This window comes from Streptomyces sp. So13.3 (genome assembly GCF_005860785.2).
Classification (GTDB): domain Bacteria; phylum Actinomycetota; class Actinomycetes; order Streptomycetales; family Streptomycetaceae; genus Actinacidiphila; species Actinacidiphila fildesensis.
This window is the reverse complement of the sequence record NZ_CP048835.1, coordinates 2030351-2048377: the sequence shown is the minus strand read 5'-3', so window position 1 is coordinate 2048377 and position 18027 is coordinate 2030351. Positions and strand designations below refer to the sequence as shown.

17 protein-coding genes and 2 pseudogenes are annotated in these 18027 nt (G+C 68.4%); 9 read left to right on the top strand and 10 right to left on the bottom strand.

The genetic code is table 11. The annotated features are described in order from the left end of the window. Positions 1 to 179: 179 nt before the first annotated feature. Positions 180 to 473 (bottom strand): hypothetical protein, encoded by a 294-nt coding sequence (locus C8250_RS09300; RefSeq protein WP_244809061.1) that lies wholly within the window; start codon positions 471 to 473, stop codon positions 180 to 182. Positions 474 to 621: 148 nt separating this feature from the next. Here C8250_RS09300 and C8250_RS09295 point away from each other — a divergent pair, with 148 nt between their 5' ends. From C8250_RS09295 to C8250_RS09275, 6 genes and pseudogenes are all read left to right on the top strand, one after another. Further along, positions 622 to 1797 carry a hypothetical protein gene (locus C8250_RS09295; protein ID WP_138356065.1) on the top strand — a complete coding sequence of 392 codons (1176 nt, stop codon included), beginning with the start codon at positions 622 to 624 and terminating at the stop codon, positions 1795 to 1797. A 222-nt stretch (positions 1798 to 2019) separates the two neighbouring features. Next, positions 2020 to 2445 (top strand): hypothetical protein, encoded by a 426-nt coding sequence (locus C8250_RS09290; protein ID WP_138356066.1) that lies wholly within the window; start codon positions 2020 to 2022, stop codon positions 2443 to 2445. Between the two features lie 14 nt (positions 2446 to 2459). Continuing rightward, positions 2460 to 3323: a hypothetical protein gene (locus C8250_RS09285; RefSeq protein WP_138356067.1), complete on the top strand. Its 864-nt coding sequence runs from the start codon at positions 2460 to 2462 to the stop codon at positions 3321 to 3323. 467 nt (positions 3324 to 3790) lie between these two features. After that, positions 3791 to 4135 (top strand): annotated as a pseudogene (locus C8250_RS43450) (hypothetical protein); the annotation flags it as partial. Positions 4136 to 4254: 119 nt separating this feature from the next. Continuing rightward, positions 4255 to 4548: a hypothetical protein gene (locus tag C8250_RS09280; RefSeq protein ID WP_138356068.1), complete on the top strand. Its 294-nt coding sequence runs from the start codon at positions 4255 to 4257 to the stop codon at positions 4546 to 4548. A gap of 14 nt (positions 4549 to 4562) precedes the next feature. After that, positions 4563 to 5384: a DUF317 domain-containing protein gene (locus C8250_RS09275; protein ID WP_138356069.1), complete on the top strand. Its 822-nt coding sequence runs from the start codon at positions 4563 to 4565 to the stop codon at positions 5382 to 5384. Positions 5385 to 5529: 145 nt separating this feature from the next. On the opposite strand, the gene C8250_RS09270 is transcribed toward C8250_RS09275, so the two are convergent. Next, positions 5530 to 6225, bottom strand: coding sequence for a hypothetical protein (locus tag C8250_RS09270; protein ID WP_138356070.1), 696 nt, complete (start codon positions 6223 to 6225; stop codon positions 5530 to 5532). Positions 6226 to 6361: 136 nt separating this feature from the next. Between C8250_RS09270 and C8250_RS42950 the strand changes: the two genes are divergently transcribed. Together C8250_RS42950 and C8250_RS09260 are read left to right on the top strand one after the other, a co-directional pair. Then, complete coding sequence (locus tag C8250_RS42950) at positions 6362 to 7060, top strand: helix-turn-helix domain-containing protein (RefSeq protein WP_244809060.1); 699 nt, start codon at positions 6362 to 6364, stop codon at positions 7058 to 7060. Positions 7061 to 7533: 473 nt separating this feature from the next. Further along, a pseudogene (locus C8250_RS09260) lies at positions 7534 to 8696 on the top strand (IS701 family transposase). A 199-nt stretch (positions 8697 to 8895) separates the two neighbouring features. Here the strand turns inward: C8250_RS09260 and C8250_RS09255 are convergent. The 8 genes from C8250_RS09255 to C8250_RS09225 all read right to left on the bottom strand — a co-directional run bounded on the left by C8250_RS09255 (position 8896) and on the right by C8250_RS09225 (position 16259). Further along, entirely contained in the window at positions 8896 to 9297 is a 402-nt protein-coding gene (locus C8250_RS09255; RefSeq protein ID WP_244809059.1) for a hypothetical protein, read from the bottom strand. Positions 9298 to 9445: 148 nt separating this feature from the next. Then, positions 9446 to 11158 (bottom strand): relaxase/mobilization nuclease domain-containing protein, encoded by a 1713-nt coding sequence (locus tag C8250_RS09250; protein WP_138357240.1) that lies wholly within the window; start codon positions 11156 to 11158, stop codon positions 9446 to 9448. Next, positions 11155 to 11442, bottom strand: coding sequence for a plasmid mobilization relaxosome protein MobC (locus C8250_RS43445; RefSeq protein WP_138357241.1), 288 nt, complete (start codon positions 11440 to 11442; stop codon positions 11155 to 11157). The genes C8250_RS09250 and C8250_RS43445 overlap by 4 nt, the downstream gene beginning before the upstream one ends. A gap of 648 nt (positions 11443 to 12090) precedes the next feature. Further along, positions 12091 to 12282: a hypothetical protein gene (locus tag C8250_RS43435; RefSeq protein WP_138357243.1), complete on the bottom strand. Its 192-nt coding sequence runs from the start codon at positions 12280 to 12282 to the stop codon at positions 12091 to 12093. Continuing rightward, a complete protein-coding gene (locus tag C8250_RS09240; RefSeq protein ID WP_138357244.1) occupies positions 12279 to 13868 on the bottom strand; it encodes a hypothetical protein in 1590 nt (529 codons plus the stop codon). Before C8250_RS09240 ends, C8250_RS43435 begins: the two co-directional genes overlap by 4 nt. Then, positions 13865 to 14506: a WhiB family transcriptional regulator gene (locus tag C8250_RS09235; protein ID WP_138357245.1), complete on the bottom strand. Its 642-nt coding sequence runs from the start codon at positions 14504 to 14506 to the stop codon at positions 13865 to 13867. Before C8250_RS09235 ends, C8250_RS09240 begins: the two co-directional genes overlap by 4 nt. Positions 14507 to 14667: 161 nt before the next feature. Continuing rightward, the gene (locus C8250_RS09230) at positions 14668 to 15357 is read right to left on the bottom strand and encodes a hypothetical protein (RefSeq protein WP_138357246.1); all 690 of its coding nucleotides are present in this window, start codon (positions 15355 to 15357) and stop codon (positions 14668 to 14670) included. A gap of 2 nt (positions 15358 to 15359) precedes the next feature. Continuing rightward, positions 15360 to 16259 (bottom strand): helix-turn-helix domain-containing protein, encoded by a 900-nt coding sequence (locus C8250_RS09225; RefSeq protein WP_138357247.1) that lies wholly within the window; start codon positions 16257 to 16259, stop codon positions 15360 to 15362. A gap of 1108 nt (positions 16260 to 17367) precedes the next feature. Here C8250_RS09225 and C8250_RS09220 point away from each other — a divergent pair. After that, complete coding sequence (locus C8250_RS09220) at positions 17368 to 18009, top strand: hypothetical protein (RefSeq protein ID WP_187144796.1); 642 nt, start codon at positions 17368 to 17370, stop codon at positions 18007 to 18009. Positions 18010 to 18027 lie beyond the last annotated feature (18 nt).

The window sequence follows — 18027 nt, the reverse complement described above, 5'->3', positions numbered from 1 at the left end:
AGCAGGCCCCCGAGAAATCTTCTTGGGGGCCTGCCGTGCATCCCCGTATCGGCTGCTTACAAGCGCTGACCGCCGTACCGCGATCTCGGCCTCAACGGCGCCCTCGCCCGTCTTTTCAAAGGTCGGCCCTCAGCACTCGGTCTCGCCGAGGTGACGCCCCGCGGGGCACCACGGTTCCCTCATCGCCGAATGGCCCGAGCCACGAAGCCAGCAAGCGCGGTAAGTGCGCTCATGACGGCGGCACCGACGCCAAGAGGCTGCGCGAGAGTTGGGTGCTCGCGGGCGAGATAGATGGCAGCACCAGTGATCAGGAGCCCCACCGTCAGGGCGAGGAGAATCACCACCAGGCGTAGCTCACGCTGGCCGCTGTCCTGCAAACGGGGCGCGTCCGTGTCCGTGATCATGAACAATGACTTCCTTTTCGCATCGGGCATCTGCGGCCAGCGCCGCACCATGCAGTTGGCGGATGGCATTCACGGTGGCTGCTGCGCAGCGGCACTACCGCGTCCAAAGGACGCCATTCCTCTGTCAGTTCACACGACGGGCGCCAAATCGACCGGCCAAAGGTGGGGGGTCTCTAAACCGCCATCCGCACTCGGTGCGCTCCGGTAGCGTCGTGCCATGGCCTCTCGCAAGCCGCCCAGCACCGCCGACCAGCAGCTCGTCGAGCATGCGCTGCGCCACGATGCCACCGTCACCGTCAAGCAGCTCGCCGGCTGGCGGCGGACCGGACTCCTGCTGGGGAACACCCCCGGTGGCGGCCTCGGCCGGGGCCGGGGCAGCACGTCCACGCCGCCGCCTCAGAGCTTTGAGCTGGTCGTTGCTCTCGGCCGCCTCGCGGGGCGCGGCAAGCGGCCGGCGGATCTGGCGCTGCTGCTGTTCGCCGAGGGCGTCCCGGTACCGGAGCCAGCGATCCGTTCCGCGTTCCGTGCCGCCGTTGACACCGGTGCTCTCCCCGGCGAGGACGACGCCCCGCACGACAGCGTCGATCTTGACGAGCGATTGAATCGGCTCTCCAACGGGCTCCTCGACAGCGGCCAGACGATCACTCTCGTCCCGGCTCGGGTACGACGCATCGACGAGCGCATTGCCCGCTCGCTCGGCGAACTTCCCGCCGAGATTGTCGAAATGGACCGGAACGACGAACCGTCGCGGCTCACTCCGCAGGACGCCACACTGACCGCCGTGACCGCGGCCCTCGGTGGCTCCATCCCGATACAGGACATCGGTGGCCTGCTGCGCGCCATGAGCCCGGGTATGCCCGCCCATCCGTTCGCCTCGCTCATCGAGACCACCCAGGAGGACGCCCCAGAGGTTGCGGACTTGGTCCTCTCGGACGACGGCTCTCTGTCCTTCATCCCTAATGGTGACTTCCGTGGTCTGCTCCGGGTACTAGCCGACACGGCGCCGCTGGAGGATCTCGCCGCAGGCTGGCGGACTGCAACTCAGGTGCGTGAGTGGGCCCTGGACTTGTGCCGACGGGTCGAGCGCGAGCTGGATAGCGGGCAGCTCGGGGAGGCCGTTACGGAGTGGCTGCATGGCAGGCAGCTGCTGTCCGGGCTCTCCGTCGTCGAGACCCTCCGGGATCGCCGCTGGTCGCCATCGAAGGGTGCGTTCTCGGCGCTGATGCTGCTCTTCCAGTGCCAGATGTTCGTGATGCTCGACGGTCTGGTGCCCGGCTGCCAATGGCACGTCCTTCAGATGCCAGGCGTGCTGCCGCCGCCCATTCGTGATCTGGTCCTCAGCAAGATCGGCCAGGAAGCAGCGGTGGCCGGAGAGTCCGCCAGCGGTACGTGAGGCGGAACAGGGGCAGCCGACGCGCAGTTGCGGAATTGCGGCCTAGTCTGCCCTGGCCAGCGGATCGCCGTCGACTACCTCATAGGGCGAGGACACGGGGCATGTCTTGTCAGTAGAGCCTCCGGTGTGAAGGGGCCCTCAGCGGCCTTGACGCCAGCTAGGCTCTTTGGTCAAGCGCCACACGAAGTCGCCGGACATGCAACTCAGAGAAGGGGCACACTCGTGCTGGACCCCACAACTGCCGCAATCGTGAGTGGAGCGGCTGCCAACCTTGCCGCCACCGGCATCGGCTACGGTGTTTCTCGCATTAGCGACGGCATACAGAGTGCGCGCGGACGTCTTCGTAGCGCCCTTAGCCGTGCCACCAACGAGGACCAGGCCGCCGCGCTGAGTACCTATGACACCGCAACGGCTCAGCTGGTTTCACGCATGACCGGGGAGCAAGATATCCCTCTTGCCGAAGCCGAACTGACCAACCTGCTGAGGCTGATTCTCACCAGCTATGCCGAACGCTACCCGCAAGCCCGACCGGACATCCAGGGTCTTGCCACCTCCTCAACTGAAGCCGCGTCGATCACGCAGACCGGATTCGACCGGGCAACAGTCATCGGCAAGGTAGACGGCGGCCTCACCATCAACCAGGGATAGGAGCCGCGGGAGAAGTGGTCAATGAGCCCGTATCTGGCACTGATGTAGAGATAATCCGGTGGCCTTACATCCGTGGTCGCCTCGACGTCATCGCGGAGCACAGCCCGAACCTCGCCGGAACTCTTGAGTACGCGCTCTATACAGACGAACAAGAAGGTGCGATCAGGATCACAGGGGACGACCGCGACGGAGCAAGGCATCAGTATTGCGACACGGCGGTGGCAATCCGCGAAGCGGCCAAACTGCTCGAAGCCCTGGCTGAACTGCAGGAACTAGCGAGAAATTTCCGCAAACCGCCGGATTTCGGAGAAATCGAGCAGCACAGGGAAGACATTACCTCTGAAATCACCGCAATCGCTACAAGTGCGGCAGGTACCCTCACCGCACGCATGATTGATGCCACTCCAGCAGCGCTGCGCGCCGAGGTCGCTCATCTCTACAAACACGGCCCCCGGGAACTGATCCGCGCAAGTCTCGCCACGGTGTTCGAAGACGCGCGGATCCTGCGTGATCTGGCCCGCGAAGCAGCAGGACCATTCCAGGCCAGCACCGAAGGTGAAGCCGCGTACATCGCTCGTGTGACCCAGACCGAGCTGGAGAACAGCGAGAACTCCATAGCCGGCGCTTGGGCATATCGGCTTGCCCTGTACGTAGTCGCTTACCCCGAAGCCTTGCCCACTCTCGTCGAATTCACCGACGGATCCCTACTCTACAAACACCCTGGTGGAACCCCAACTAGGGTGATACTGCGCCGCGTGGACGATGAGCGGGATGCCGTAGCCATCCACCAGACCGCGAACCACCGATCCGCCTCTGTCGGAACCGCGCAGACCGTGAACATCAACCACTACAGCCCCAGCGAAGAGAACGACGCGTAGGAGAAGGGGGAAAGCTCTGCGCGGCTTCCTGCGCATGGTGGGGGTTTCTGCGCTCCCCGAGCGATCCGATCAGCTCGCTCAGTACGGCACACCTTCTCGCGTTGGTGCTCCTCGTGGTCGAGGTGAAGCACGGATCAGAACAGCCTCCGCCCCAAGGCCGCCCGACTGCGCGCCGTTCTGGTAACAGGTCCCGCGGCGCTAGGCCACCCGCCACCGACCGCGCAATGGCCTGATCCCGCCGGGCCTGTCGTCCTCAAGCTCTACCCAGGTAACGGTCTCCGTCCTGCAGTTCACGACATGAACCATCAATCGACTGGGTTCAATGACGAGTCGACTGGTTTCACTGGCGAAGGGCAGTTCGCCGGAGGCAGACAGGAAAGATCCCCCAAGGACTGGCCAACGCGGGCGGGCGCATGTCAACGTAGACGACTGGTGCAAGAAGCCCCAGGTCAGCGAGGTATTCGTCCGTGGCCATAGCTCCCATTGGCTCCGGATTCTCCACGACCATCGACGCCCATCGGCTGCGTGAGTGGCAGCTTGGTCCGGGTCAGCCCAGGCTCGTCCTGGATCAATTCTCCGCCGGGGACTTCCGCCTGATCGTGGACGACCGGGCGGACGTGCACATCAGTAGCCGAGATGGCCGTTTCTACCTCGGCTGGTCTGCTCGGCCGCCCTTGAACCAACGGCGAGGGATGAAAAGCCGGTGTCACCGGCCCGGTCAAGGTGTCCGGGTGTCACTTGTCCTTCGACACAGACCAGCTGATGTTGTCGCAGCCGCTGCGACGTGCGTGTTGGAGACCTCTCGGCGTGTGTCACGCCGGAGGCTCAAGGCAGTGTTTCCGCTGAGGGCAGCTCTTCGACTGCCACAGGCGTGCCAGCCCGCCATGCATCGATTTCCCCACGCAAGTTTCCCCACACAAGGAGGCTGTCCGTGACACACGCGGAGATGACCGTCGGCGATCTCATCGGTCTTTTGTCCGCCTGCGACCGGGACATTCCGGTTCGGATGGCGATGAACCCGTTCTTCCCGATGGCGCACCGCCTCACGCAGGTCGCGGCGTCCGTGGACGAGACCGGTCGGCCCGTCGTCTACCTCGCGGAAGGGCGCGACGCCGACACCCAGCTCGGTCATCTGCCGCCCGAGGTCGCCGTCGCCCTGACCTGGCAGGGACCAGTCCAGGCACCCCCGCGCCGCCCCCGCCGCTCCGCCGGCGGCGGCAAGTAGAACCGCACCTAGCCTTGGAGGCGCTCCTGTACCCGGAGTATCCGCTTGACCCGCCCAGCCCGTCCGGTACCCAGCCTGCGTACTGGGTGGGACCCCGGCACCTGGCCGGCGACGACGGACGTCTTTACGACGCGGTCGCCGACACGCTCACCGACCTCGGCTGGACCAGCCTGACGATCGTGCGCGGACGGCGTGAGCTGGACGAGGCGCCAGAGGACCGGCAGGTCCTGCGCAGCACCGTCCTGTTCATCAGCCCCGACACTCTGCGCTGGGCCCAATGGGTTCTGGCGGATGAGCCGTTCTATCTGGGGGATCTGCCGATCGCCTGGCAGGTCTCCGCTCGCCCGGACGCCAGCACCCCCCTCGCGCAGTGGTCGGCCTACTTCACCCCCGACGTCCCCGGGGAGACCCTGGCCGACTTCCTCGTCGCGCTCGATGCCCGCGACCAGCCCGCCGTCCCCTTCGGCGAACCTGAGTTGGTCCTGGACGCCGTCACTGCGCATGGGTGGCTCCGGGACATCGACCAGCCCCACCCGGGAGCGACGGATTCCACGTTCAGCTCGCACGTCAGCCTCGGCGAAGTGCCGCCCCTCATCCAGGACGCCGACCCGCGCGCCCTGACAGTCGCAGTCGACGAGGTGGGCCGGCCCGGATGGCAGGCGTGGGCCGAGCCCACGCTCGGCGCACCGTGCCTGTGGGCGGCATCCTTCAGCGCCAGCGCACCCCACGACCTTGTCAGCGCCTTCGCCTCCTCCCTCAGCTCGACCGCCCCGGTCCTGCGGCGGGTGCTGCCAGAGAGCACCAGGGAGCGACTCCTGCGGGCGCCGGCCAACTAGCGGTCAGCGGCCCTTCGATCCGACACACAGCCCGGCCTTCCCGAATGGGAAGGCCGGGCTTCTTGCTTCTCTGCCCTACCCGTTCGCGGGATCAAGCGCTGCTGCCCCCCGACCGTCGCGATCGGCGGGCAGCGCTGTGTGGGGTTCAGCGGGTTGCTGCCGCCTTGGCGAGGGCCCTGTCGAGGTGACGGTCAACGAGGGCCGGCGAGCCGGAGAAGACCAGCAGCACATTGCCGTAACGGATCGCGGTCTGCTTCGTCACCGTGTCCCGCCCACCGACAGAGAACGTCAGGAGCTGGCTCCACTGCTCGTCGCCGAGCTGAGGTGCGGTCATCTTCTGAGAGGCTATGTCGATCTTCGTGCTGCCGGCGATGACCTGATAGGTGGAGCATCCGGTCATGGCGTTGAAGATCTGACGGAAGCCGCCGGACAGGTCTGCGGCGGTGTTGCTGTAGAGCTCCTCGGAAATCTCCGAGGAGACGCCGCCGGTATAGGTGAAGGTGGCCTTCGCCTGACGGGGGAAGTCGAGCGAGCCGCCGGTTGCCGCGTCGCCGCCCAGCTCGTTCAGAGCGGGGCAGCCGACGATGGTGACGTCGTCGTGCTGAGAGGGGGACTCCGGCTTGCGCAGGTAGCCGCTGCCCAGGTCACTCTCGTCCAGCAGGCGCTTGTCCAGCGCGGCCGACGACAGCGGAGCCGCGTTCTGGTCGGCGCTGGTCGACTTGCCGGCATGAGACGAGGCGGCGGGGCTGGCCTCGGCCTTGGTGGCTCCGGCGGAGCAGGCGGGCAGGGCGAGGATGGTGACGGCGGTGAGGCAGAGGGCGGTGGCGACGCGAACGCGCATGGTGGACTGACCCCTTGGTGCTAGTGCTGAATTCCTCAACTTATGGGTATACACGGTGTGTTGAGGAGTGCGCTGGGGGTGGATGGTGCCGACATTGCTGCGGGCTCGGCCTGCTTCGGGTCCGGATGAGGCGTTGATGATCGACCGGCTGACGAGGGCTCGGAAGGCACCGGCTGACCTGGTGCTCAGAGCACAGATCATTGTTCTGAGCTGGGACGGTCTGCGGGTGGCAGCGATCGCCGTGGAGCTGGGGTGTCATGCGAAGACGGTGCGGTGGTGGCTGCACCGTTTCAATGAGCTGGGGGTGGAAGGGCTGGAGGACCGGCCGGTCGCGGGCCGGCCGCGCCGGATCACCGAGGCCGAGAGGTCCCGGATCATCGCGCTGGTCAGACAGGAGCCACCGGGACGTCTGACCAGGCACGAGGACGGCGAACTGGCGGCGCAGGACGAGTCAGGGGCACCGCAGTGGACACTCGACGCCCTGGCTGAGGCTGCCCGCCGCGGCGGCATCGAAGTGGGCCGGTCCCAAGTCCGCAGAATCCTGGTGGCCGAAGGCGTCCGATGGCGCCGCACCCGTTCCTGGATCCGCTCAAAGGACCGGGATTTCGAGGAAAAGGACGCGGGTCGTCGGCCTCTACACCTGCCCGCCCGAAGACGCGACGGTCATCTGCGTCGACGAGCTCGGACCGGTAATCCCGCGCACCTTCCCCGCTTACGCCGGGCTGGTCGCCGGATGGACATCGCATCAAAGCAGAACTCGACTACGGCCGCGGCCCGGAGAAAACCTGGGTCTACGGCGGCCTCCGCATCCGCGACGGACAGCAGGTCACCATGACCGCTCCGTCTCGCAATAGTGCCTTCTACCAGCAGTTCCTCCAACGCATCGAGGAAGCCAACCCCTGCAGGCGACATCTATGTGGTGACCGACAACCCGTCCTCGCACAACAGCCTCTCGACCCGAACCTGGCTCGAGGACCACCCCCCCGCATTCACCACGTCTTCATACCCGTCAGCGCTTGCTGGCTCAACCTCCAAGAAGGCTGGTGGCGCATCTTCCGCAAAGTCGCACTCGCCGGCCACAGCTTCGCCGGACCCGACGAAATCACCCACGCCACCGAACTCGCGACAACTCAACTCAACGCCCGCGCCAAACCCTGGATCTGGGGCAGACCCGCCCCACCCACCCGACACCTACGCCGACGCTACGTCTACTGCCTTTGAGGAATTCAGCACTAGTACTGCAACCGCATGTGGTGTGACTGTTGGCGGTGTGGCTCGTTGGTCCGACTGTGTGACGAATCGTTGACGGTGGAGCAGGTCGAGTCGTGGTCCGAGGGCGTAGAAGAGTTGCATGCCCGGTTCGCAGGGCGTTTTGGCAGGTCGGAGCCGCGTGAGCGGGCTTTGGACTATCTGATGGGCTTGCTGGCTCCGTTGGAGAAGAAGAATGGTGGACGCTGGCCGAGCAGGTCGGCCCAGCTGCGCCCCGACGGTGTGCAGCGTCTGTTGAATCACCCGAGTGGGACCAGGACGCGGTCCGTGATGACGTGCGGGACTTCGTCGTGGAGAGCATCGGGTCCCCGGACGGGTGCTGATCGGTGACGACACCGGCTTCCTGAAGAAAGGCACCAGGTCAGCGGGCGTGCAGCGGCAATACTCCGGCACCGCGGGCCGCACCGAAAATTGCCAGATCGGGACGTTTTTGGCCTACGCCTCAGCCAGGGGGCGGGCGTTGATCGACCGGGAGCTTTATGTTCCGCAGTCCTGGACGGGCGACCGGGCACGGTGCCGGGCGGCCGGGATCGGCGACGAGGTGCCGTTCGCCACGAAGACCGAGCACCCAAGCGGATGCTCCAACGTGCCATCGATGCGGCGGTGCCCTTCGCCTGGGTCACCGCGGACGAGGCATACGGGCAGGTCAAGGACTTCAGGATGTGGCTGGAGGAACGCAAGGTGGCGCATGTGCTGGCCACCAAGCTCAACGACACCGTGACCACGACCGACGGCTGGCAAGTGCGGGTCGATGATCTGGTGGCCGCGCTGCCCGCGCAGGGGAAGCGGATCTCCGGGGCCACGCCCACGGCCAGAGGATCTACCACTGGGCCCGCATCGCGATCCGGCCCGACTGGGCTGATGGGTTCGGACACTGGGTGCTGGCCCGCCGCAGTCCGACCGATCCGACCAAGATCGCCTACTACATCTGTTACGGGCCCGCCGCGACCCGGTTGAAGGACCTGGTCATCACGGCCGGCGCGCGCTGGCAGGTGGAGGAATGCTTCCAGATCGCGAAGGGCGAATGCGGCCTGGACCACTACCAGGTACGGCTGTTCCGGGCCTGGTACCGGCACATCACCCTGGCGATGGCCGCGCTCGCCTACCTGACCGCCATCCGCGCCACAGAAACCACAAAAGGGGCAGCGCCGGCGACGAGCACGACCTCATACCTCTCAGCGTCCCCGAGATCCGCCGGATGATCGGGCACCTCGTCTTCACGCCCCGACACCTGGACAACGACCATCATCTGCACTGGTCACGCTTCCGACGCCGCAGCCAAGCCCGCGCCCGCAGATGCCACTACCAACGCCGAGGCCACCACCCCCACATGCGGTTGCAGTACTAGGCGATGGGTGGTCAGTGCGGGCCCTTGGGCCCGGCGGGTTGTAGGGGAGGGGGTCAGTGGCCGAGGTGGCGCAGGCAGTCCTCGAACGTGGCATGCGTGCTGTCCGCGGGGCCGGTGTGCCGGTTGTACCAGGCGGTGTCGAGACGCGTCTCACGCTGCTGATGGCCCGCCGGGCAGCGCAGCCAGATCTGGTCGCGGGTCGAGAGGATGACCCAGCCCCGGTACACGCCGCACTCGGCACAGGCCACCAGCTCGCTGTCGAAGACGAGCGGCTGCTGCCAGGACGTCATCCGGCCACCGAGCTGGTCGTGGGTCGGCACGCGCAGCTCCGGCGGAAGGAAGTCGTCCACCACGGCGGCCGGATCGGTAGCCGTCGGCTCGGCCCGTATCCGCTCGACCTCCGTCGGTATCTGCGCCGGCAGCCGCGCCACCTGCGCGAAGAACTGGCGCTGCATTTCGCTGGGCTCCGCGGCCCGGCGTCGTATCCGGTCAAACACCTGAGGTCCTCCCTCATCTCGTCCTGCACCCGTCATGATCGTGCCCGAGGTCCCGGACAGCTTCAACTCACAAACTCCACAGTCACAGTCACAGTCACAGTCACAGTCACAGTCGCGGGCGCGAAGGCCCGGGCCGATCCGCCGTGCCGTGTCGCGCCGGCTGCGGCGCGTGGCCCGTTCCCGGGCGCTGGTTGACCTGGTCGCTGGTGTCGGCGGGTAGACCTGCGGTCCGGCGCAACCGCCACACCAAGACTTCGCTGACGGACTCCGCCGTGCCAAGCTCCCGCCGCTGCGCGGCGTCGGCGAGGAGGGCGGCCGGGCCGTGGCCAGCGGCTTTGGCGTCGGTGAGGGTGGCGGCGAGGGCGGGCCAGCCGTGCTCGGCGAGGACCTGCTCGGCCAACTCCGGAAGCGCCTCGCGCAGCATCACTGCCTGCCGCTGGAGCAGGGGACGGTTCAAGGTTCGGCCGCGCTGATACAGGGCTCCGAGGGGTTGGGCCGCAGCCGTTCGGTAGGCGCAGCGCAGGTGCTCGGCGGCCTGGTGGGCAGCGGCGGCCTGCTGCGCGTGCCCCTTCTTGGCGTGCCAGTGCACGGTGGCGGTGATGAGGAAGAACAGCATGTCGATAGCCATGGCGGTCGTCGCGCCGTCTTCGCCCCGGCCCAGGGCTGGTCCGCCGTGCACGAGGTCCCGGGCAGCCTGCCGCAGGGCCTGGTCGTGGCCACGCTCGGCCCGGACATGGGAGCGCGAGGCGCGTTCAAATGCGGAGGCGGCGTCGCGCAGGTCACGGCGGGTGTGGGCGGCGGAGGTCGTCGCGAGCGCGTCCAGGACCTCACCGGCCGCCGCGATGTACGCGGCGGCGACCGCGTCATCGCCGCGCTCGACGATCAGCACTGCGGTCCAGGCGGCCGAAGCGGTCCGCCGACGCGCGCCAGCCGGACTGCCCGGTGCCGGGCGGCCGGGATTATCTGATGGTGCCTGGTCGGGATAGTGGGCGGACCAACGCTCCCGAATGCGGGGTAGGGACAGGTCCGGGGCGAGGCGCGCACCGGGATAGAACACGGGCTCGTCGTCCTTGTTGCGGTCGTCGGGCAGGGCCACCTTGTAGCCGAGGAGGTCGCCGGAGGGGGCTATGCGCTTGCGGATCAGGAGGCCGGCGGCGGCGAGCCGGTCGAAGAACTCGCTCTCGCCGGTCGCGCCCGCCACGGCGCGCCGTACCGTCTCGCGCAGTTCTTCTCGCGCGGTGCGCTCGCGGCCCTGACGCTTGGCCTTGTGGCGTTCGGCACTGGTGGGGCGCTTCGCGGCGGTGCCGTCGCCGGGCGCGACGAGGTGGAGGCCGAGTTCCTTTTCGATGAGGCGGGCTTCGGCTTGGGCCCGTTGGCCGGAGCGGTGGTGGTCGGGCCGGCGGCCGTCTTCGCGTACGAGGGTGGCGACGATGTGGATGTGGTCGTCAGCGTGACGTACAGCAGCCCAGCGGCAGCCCGCGCCGTCGCGGGGGTCGATCCCTGTGGCGGCAACGATTCGACGGGCGATGTCCGCCCATTGCTCGTCGGTCAGGGTCGGGTCGTCGGGTGCGGCGCGCACCGAGCAGTGCCACACATGCTTGTCGGGGCGCTGGTCCGCGGGCAGGAGTTGCAGGGGCTGATCGAGTAGTTCCTGAAGGTCCTTCTTCGTCACTGTCGCATCCCGACCGGGGTCGGGGGACATGCCGTCGAAGGAGGCGACGAGGTGCGGGTCGATGTGTTCCTCGTGGGTGCCCTTGCCATAGAGGTAGTGCAGCAGCCCCAGGGTGTTGGCCCCCTGTGGGTGAATCTGTGGAATCAAGGCGCCTCCCCCGTCTGCCGGTTGGCCACCCTGTTGGCGGCGGTCCGCACCGCGTCGGCCGCCCGGTGGATATCGGCGATCACTTGCGTCAGATGGGGTACGTCGCTGCCGGAATTGAGGACCTTGGCGGCCTGGTTGAGGTTGCTGCCGGCCCAGCCGAGCTGCCGCCGCATCGCGAACAGTTCGGTCAGTACCTCGCGCTCGGTGGCGATGGCGACGGCAGTACGGGACTGGTCACGGGCCATGGCCAGCCCGCAGTAGGCGAGGAAACCGGCCACACTCATGCCGACGGTGTCTGCTCCGGCCTGGATGAGGGCGTGCTCAGATGGGTTGAGGCGGACGCTGTGCGCGCGGCGCTGCTTCTTGTCGCGCGGGCGGGCTCTTCCCTGGCGCCGCCCCTTGGGGGCGGTTCCTGGCTGCGATCCGCCCTCGGTCGCAGCCTTCCCGACCGGCGCCCCCTGGTGCCGGTCGGGCCCCGCCACCCCAGGGGCGGGGACAGGTTCGGACGCTCCCCCCTCGGGGGAGTGTCCGAACCTCCATCTTGCTCGCTCTGGGACCGAGTTGAGGTCCTGTGTAGGTTCGGGGGTGGAGTCGTTCTGGGGCGGGTTCGTCATCGAGATACGGGCCTCGTGGAGTGGATGCGGTGCTGGATGGTCGCGACCAGATCGATGACGGCCGCCGGTCCCGGGAGGACGCGAACGGGTCCGTCGGGGCGGTGTTGGACGAGCCATTGGCCGGTCGGGGCGAGAACGGCTGTGTGCAGGAGCCGTCGGCGGACCAGGACGTCCGCCCCGGCGCCGGCCTCGGCGGACGTGGGTGCGGATGAGCGCACAGGACCCGGGATCACGACGCGCCTCCGGAACGGGGCGCTGGCCCGGCACAAGGCCGGACCAGCCGGGTGGACAGGGGCATTGAGCTGCTGCGTTGCCGGTTCATCCGCACTCAGGGCAGCGTCCGACGTGACTGTTGAGTGCACGGGCCATCCGTGCCTTCGTCGATATGGCTTGTTTCGCGCTGGACTTGCCCGATGGCTTGCCCGCGTGCCGTTCGGCGTGACCGAGCATGAACCCGATCTCCCGCTCGTACTCTGCACGGACGGTCTTGAACCGGCGGCATATCTTCATCGGGCGGTGCTCCTCGTTTTCGTGGCGTCGTCGTTCCGCAGGTGCTGGAGGACGAGGCTCAGTCGGTCGTTCCGGCCGCCCGTCAGGCCCTCGCGCCGGAGAATCTCCCGCAGCTGGACCCGGGTGACCGCTTCGTTGCCGTCGCGTGCGAGCAGGGCGGGGACGTGGGGGCGGATCTGCTGGGTGAGTTGGTCTACGGACTGCTCCAGCTCGCGCGGCGGGCGTTGCGGCTGCGAGCTGCGAGACCGACCGTTGCGCTTGCCCCTGGCTTTCGCGGTCGGCTTCCGCGGGAGGGGGACCTTGTGTCCCCGGTCCCCGGTGGGCCCGGTCCCCGGTCCGGTGCTGGTCGGTCCCCGGTCCCCGGTGGGCCCGGTCCCCGGTCCGGTGCTGGTCGGTCCCCGGTCCCCGGTGGGCCCGGTCCCCGATCCGGCGCCCGTCGGTCCCCGTTGCGGTCCCTGGGCCTGAGCAGGCACTTCGACCGAAAGGCGGCCGGTCCCCGCGCTACCTTCGTGCCCCTGGTTGGGCTCTTGCCTGACGGGCTCGGTCCCCGTTTCGGTCCCCGAATCACGGTTCTCGGTCCCCGCCTCGTGGTCCCAGATTCCGGGGACCGGTCCCCTCTCCTTGCACGGTCCCCGGTCCCCGCTCAGTTCGGTAACCAGCTGGGGACCGTCCTTGGGGACCGACGCATTCTGGGCCTTCAGCGAGGGGACCGTGGAGGTCGTCATGCTGCAGTGGTGCGGGGACCAGGGAGAGGGCAGCGAAACCGTGGCGAGCGCGAGTGCGTGCCGGCGGGCGGCGAGCTGGTCGAGCAGTTGCCCGCGCTGCAGTGGGTCGGTGCCGACCGAGGCCCGGCCGACCGCCTTCGACAGCCGCCGGGTGAGCCGACGGCCGCGCCAGCCTTGCCGTTGGGCAGGCGTGCGCTCCGCGAGGCGGGCGGCGAGGGCGACGGCGCTGGCGGTGGCCCGGTCGCGGGTGATCTGCGCGGCGTCGCGGTCCCGGGCGGCGATGCCCAGGCGGGACAGCAGCCGCTCGCGCGCCTCCCGGCCCAGTGTGGCGACCAAGCCGTGGGAGGCGGCGTTCGGGGTGTGCAGCCGCAGTTCGATGCCCATGGCCAGGTGCCACAGCATCGCCGCCATGATGGGCCCGACGAAGGCGCGGACCGTGCCGCCGATGGGGCCGCTTTCGGCGAAGGCCGGGATCACCTGCACCGTGGTGATCACCCAGACCAGCGTGCCCGGCAGGCCCGGCGCCCCCTGGGTTGCCAGGTTCTGCCGGGCCATCAAGGCGGTCGCAAAGAGCGCGAGTTCGGCCGCTGCGAACATGCCGGCGCGTTCGGCGGTGCCGGCAATGTTGAGGTAGTCGGCGGCGAAGCGCCAGCTCGTATCCGCGCTGTAGGCGGTGCAGGCCAACGCGGCGAGCGCGGCAACCTTGACCGCCGGGCTGCTGCGGCGCTGCCGCGGTGGCGCGCCTCGGCGCCGGACCGCCCAGCCGGCCAGTACCAGGGCGAGGGCGGCAATGGACCCGCCGATCGTCAGAAGGAGAGGTAGGTCCGGTGCGGCACCGAGGGGCAGGGCGAGGTGGGTCATGCGGCCTTTCCAAGAGGGGTGCGCGCCGAAGACGACGTCGCCGGACGGGACACCGGCCGGCTTGGTCCGAGCTTGGAGGGGGCGGGGGTGCCGTTGGTCGGGGCGCTCTTTGCTCGCTTCTTCTTGGGCCCTGGGACGCCGTAGGTTCGGTCGCGGTCGAAGACCTTGTTGGCGGACTGTCGGAGCAGGTCGCGGGCGTGCGTATAGCTGATCTGTAGGGCGGCAGCCAGCCGGTCGGGTCGCCAGCCGCGAACGTAGGCGTGGTCGATGACGATTTGGCGTTCGGCGGCGGTCAGGTGCACGTCGCGTCCGTTGAACACCGCGAGCACGCGGGCGTAGTCGGTGCGTTTGTGCAGCCCGCTGTGCCAGGGGCGCCGTTCGGCTTCGGTGAGCCCGCCCCAGATGCCCTCCTTGAGGACGTTCTCCAGGGCGAAGTTGAGGCAGTCGCGGCGGACGGGGCACCAGCCGCACAGCTCCTTCGCCTCAGCGATGTCCGCGTGGTCGCGAGGGCCGGGGAAGAAGACGGCGTCGGCGTCCTCGGGGTCCATTCCGTAGCACGTACCGCGGGCGTGCCAGCTGGTGTCGCCGATGCCGCGCAGGCCGGTAGCCGGGGCGTGGTGAGTGGTGATGTGGCGCATGGTGGTCTCCGATGTGCTGCCGCGTCGGTCGGCCGGGGGCCGGGCGCTGAGTGGACGCGGCGTCGGGTGCCGGCTGCGGCGCAAGGCGTGTGCCGCAGCCAGGACGGGACGATGGTGGGATGGCGGTGCGCCGGGTGGGATGCACCGGCGGTGTGCGCCGGTCAGGCCAGGGCGGGCTGCTGGGCCTGCTGGGCGGCGGCGAGGTCGGCGCGGCTGGGGTGCGGGGTGGCGCGCGGGGCGGTGCCGCGTGCTCCGCCGTCGAGGCCGACCCGCCGGCGCCGACACGGTTCGCCGGCCGGGGCCAGGCACCAGTCGCACCGCACCGCGAGGGCATCGGGCTGACCCTGAGCGAGGGCTGCCTCGCGCGTCGCGCGGGCCGGCCGGTAGCAGGCGAGGGCGGCGCGCGCTGCGGGCGGTATGCAGGAGCCGACCTCCCGCAGCCTCGCCAGGTCCGGATCGAGTTGGCCGCTGGTGATCGCGCGGTACTGCGCGGGCTGGGCGCTGCCGGTGGCCACCGCGCGCCGGGTGCTGACCAGTGCGGCGGTCCAGGCGGCCTGGTCGTCCGGGTCGACGGCCGGGGTGGGGTCGGTGTGCCGGCCCAGTCGGTCGCGCCGGTAGCCCTCCCACGGGCGGGCGACATCGGCGGGCAGGATCGGGTAGGGCGAGATGCGGATGTGCTGGCGGGCGACGACGCGGGCGTCCCAGCCGTGCGGGGTGGCCATCGGCACGTCGCCGAGCAGCTCGTGCCACTGGGCGAGCTGGTCGCGGGCCTCGCCCTGGTCGGTGCGGATGGTGCGGGGGTCGAGTCGGCCGATGTAGGCCAGCAGGGCGGCGATTTCGCGGCGATCCACGGTCAGCCCTCCGTACCGGTCGGCTCGTCGAGAGCGGCCAGGAGCGCTGCGGTGTGGGCCTCGGCCCGGGTCATGCCACCCGGCGCAGCGGCGCTCTTGCCGGACACGGCGTAGAGGTTCGGACGGCCCGGTGGATGCTCTCGGGCGATCCAGGAGCGCCAGTCGGCAGCCCACGCTCCTGCCCCCCTCGGCTTGAAGTTGGCGCGGTGCAACCGCCACTTCTCGTCGGCGGCCTGCAGGCCCTGTTCGCCGAGGCGGTCGAGGTGCCCCTGCTGGCGGGCCCAGGCGTGGGTGGCTGGGTCGACCTGCCACTCGGCGGCTGGGATGACGCCGGCCCCAGCACTACTGCTGTACCTACGGTTCACCTTCGGTTCACTACGGTTCTGGGGGTCGGATTCCGCACCTTCGAGGGTGTTGTTTCCGTACCGTCGAGGGGTCGGATTCCGTCGCGCGGGGTCGGATTCCGCACCGGTCGGATTCCGACTCGAGGGTGCCGAATCCGTACCCTTCTTGGGCCAGATCCCATACCGCTGGAGCTTCTCCGGCACCAGCTTCGGCACCGGGTCCGCGTCGGACGGCTCCACGTGCGCGTCCGGGTCCTCCTGCCTGGCCGCGTCGACCTTGGCCTGGAAGGCGGCGGCGCGGGGCAGGCGGTAGACCGTGACCCGCTGCGGGCCTTGGTAGTCGTCGAGCAGCTCCAGCTCGCCGCTGTCGGCGAGAGCCAGCAGAGCCGCGCGCACTGCGCTCCGCGACCCGTTCGTCCGCTCGATCAGGCTCGTCAGCGAAGCCCAGGCCACGCACTGCTTGTCAGGCACCCGGTCGGCAATCGACAGCAGGACCAAGCGAGCGGTTCCCCGGCTGGCACTGTGCTCCCACACCCACTCGCGGGAATCGACGCTCATCGGCCACTCCCACTCACGGGGCGGAGCTGATGACTCGGTGCGACGGAAGCGGCTGCCGCGCAGGCCGGAGAGATGGGCCTTTTGCGCAGGGCAGGAGGCATGCAAGAATCCCCTTTGCAGTGTTGCCACGCTGAGACGTCCCGCGGAAGGGATCAGCGTGGTGATGGTGGGCACTCTCCGCCCTTGCCGGGGCGGGTTATGCCGATTGGCGTTCGGCGTCCGGGAGTTCATAGCTCTCGGACGCCGCCGCTGTTTTCGGACCTGCGTGGTTCGATCCGGGGCGCTCGCTCCTCGCAGTCGTAGCGCCGGGCAGGGTTGCCTGGGGTGACGACGAACATACGCAGAGACCCGCATCAAGATCCAGAGTTGGTTCTAAAACTCTGTACTAGTTGCAGAGAGTGATGGGGGCGAGGCGTCGAAACGCCCCCGGGTAGTGCTCACGTAGTACGCCGGGGAGCGTTGCCGCGATGGCCCGAAGCGCTTGGCAAGGGCCACGCCTGGAGGCGGTCGGCAAAGCTGGGCTACAGGCTGCTCGCTCCGAAAGGCGGAGTTGATCTCACTGCGCCCCCCACGTGACCTATGTCTCAACGAATTGTTGAACTCGCTGACCGGGGCGATCTAACCCAGGCTCCACCGGAGCCGTCAAGGGTGAGTTCTCGTTCGCTCCAGGGACAAAGATCGCCAAAGTCGTACGTGCCACTTTTTGGGCTTAGCGTCCCCTATGTCGCTCGCCTGTCCGGGGGTAACGGTGATCCCGCAGGGTCGGAAAATGGGCAGCTCGCGCCGTGGTGTCGGCCGCGCCAACGCGCGGGCTGGCCGCAACCGCGATCTTGCTGTTCGTGGCGGGTGGCCCGCTGCGGGGCCGCCGTCAGTGCTTGCCGGCGTTGATGGGCCGGGCCATGCCTCACGAGTCCATCCCATCCTTGGAACGAGTTCCGAATACTAGTTCGATAACGTTGCCGCCACGGGACAGAGCGCTCCCCCATGCGTCGCGCGAGCAGCTCCGATGCGAAGCGGAGCCACAAGTTCAGTTGCTATCCTAGACAGAAGGTCGAACAGATTGTCTACGAGTATCAACCGTGATGAATATCGAAGGGGAGGAGCTACCGTGACCCATACCCACGGAACGCAGACTCCGGACGAGGCGCACGAGCTGCCTGCCAGGAGCACCTTCGCCGAGCGCCTGGACTTCTTGTGCACTCACGACCCGCGGGGGCCGCTCAGTAACCCGCAGGTTGTGCAGATGCTGGAGGAACAGGGCCTTCCCAGCTTCTCCAACACCTACATGTGGCAGCTGCGTACGGGTCGGGCCGACAACCCGACGAAGAAGCATATGGACTCGCTCGCGGACTTCTTCGGGGTGCCGCGGGACTACTGGTCCAACGCCGCCACGGCCAAGGTCGTGGACACGTTGATCGCCCAACTCAATGGGTTCAAAGCCGGCGGGGCGACCCCCGAGGCCCTGCACAAGCAGCTCGCCGGATTTACCCGGCGGATGAGCGAAGGCGATGCCCCCGAGGCCCTGATGGCGCAGTTGGACGAGCTGGCCCGGCTGAATCAGCATGGGGTGAGCGCGGATATGCTCAAAAGCCTCCAGGACGCGCGCGTGACCAGCATCGCCATGCGGGCGGTCGGTCTCAGTGACGCGGGCCTATCCACCGTCAAGTCCTTCATCGAAAACTTCCGCCTAGCCGAAGGGTTGCCGGCCGAACCGCACACCCCGACCGAAGGCGATCAGGGGACCATCTGACAATCAGCACGAGGAGCG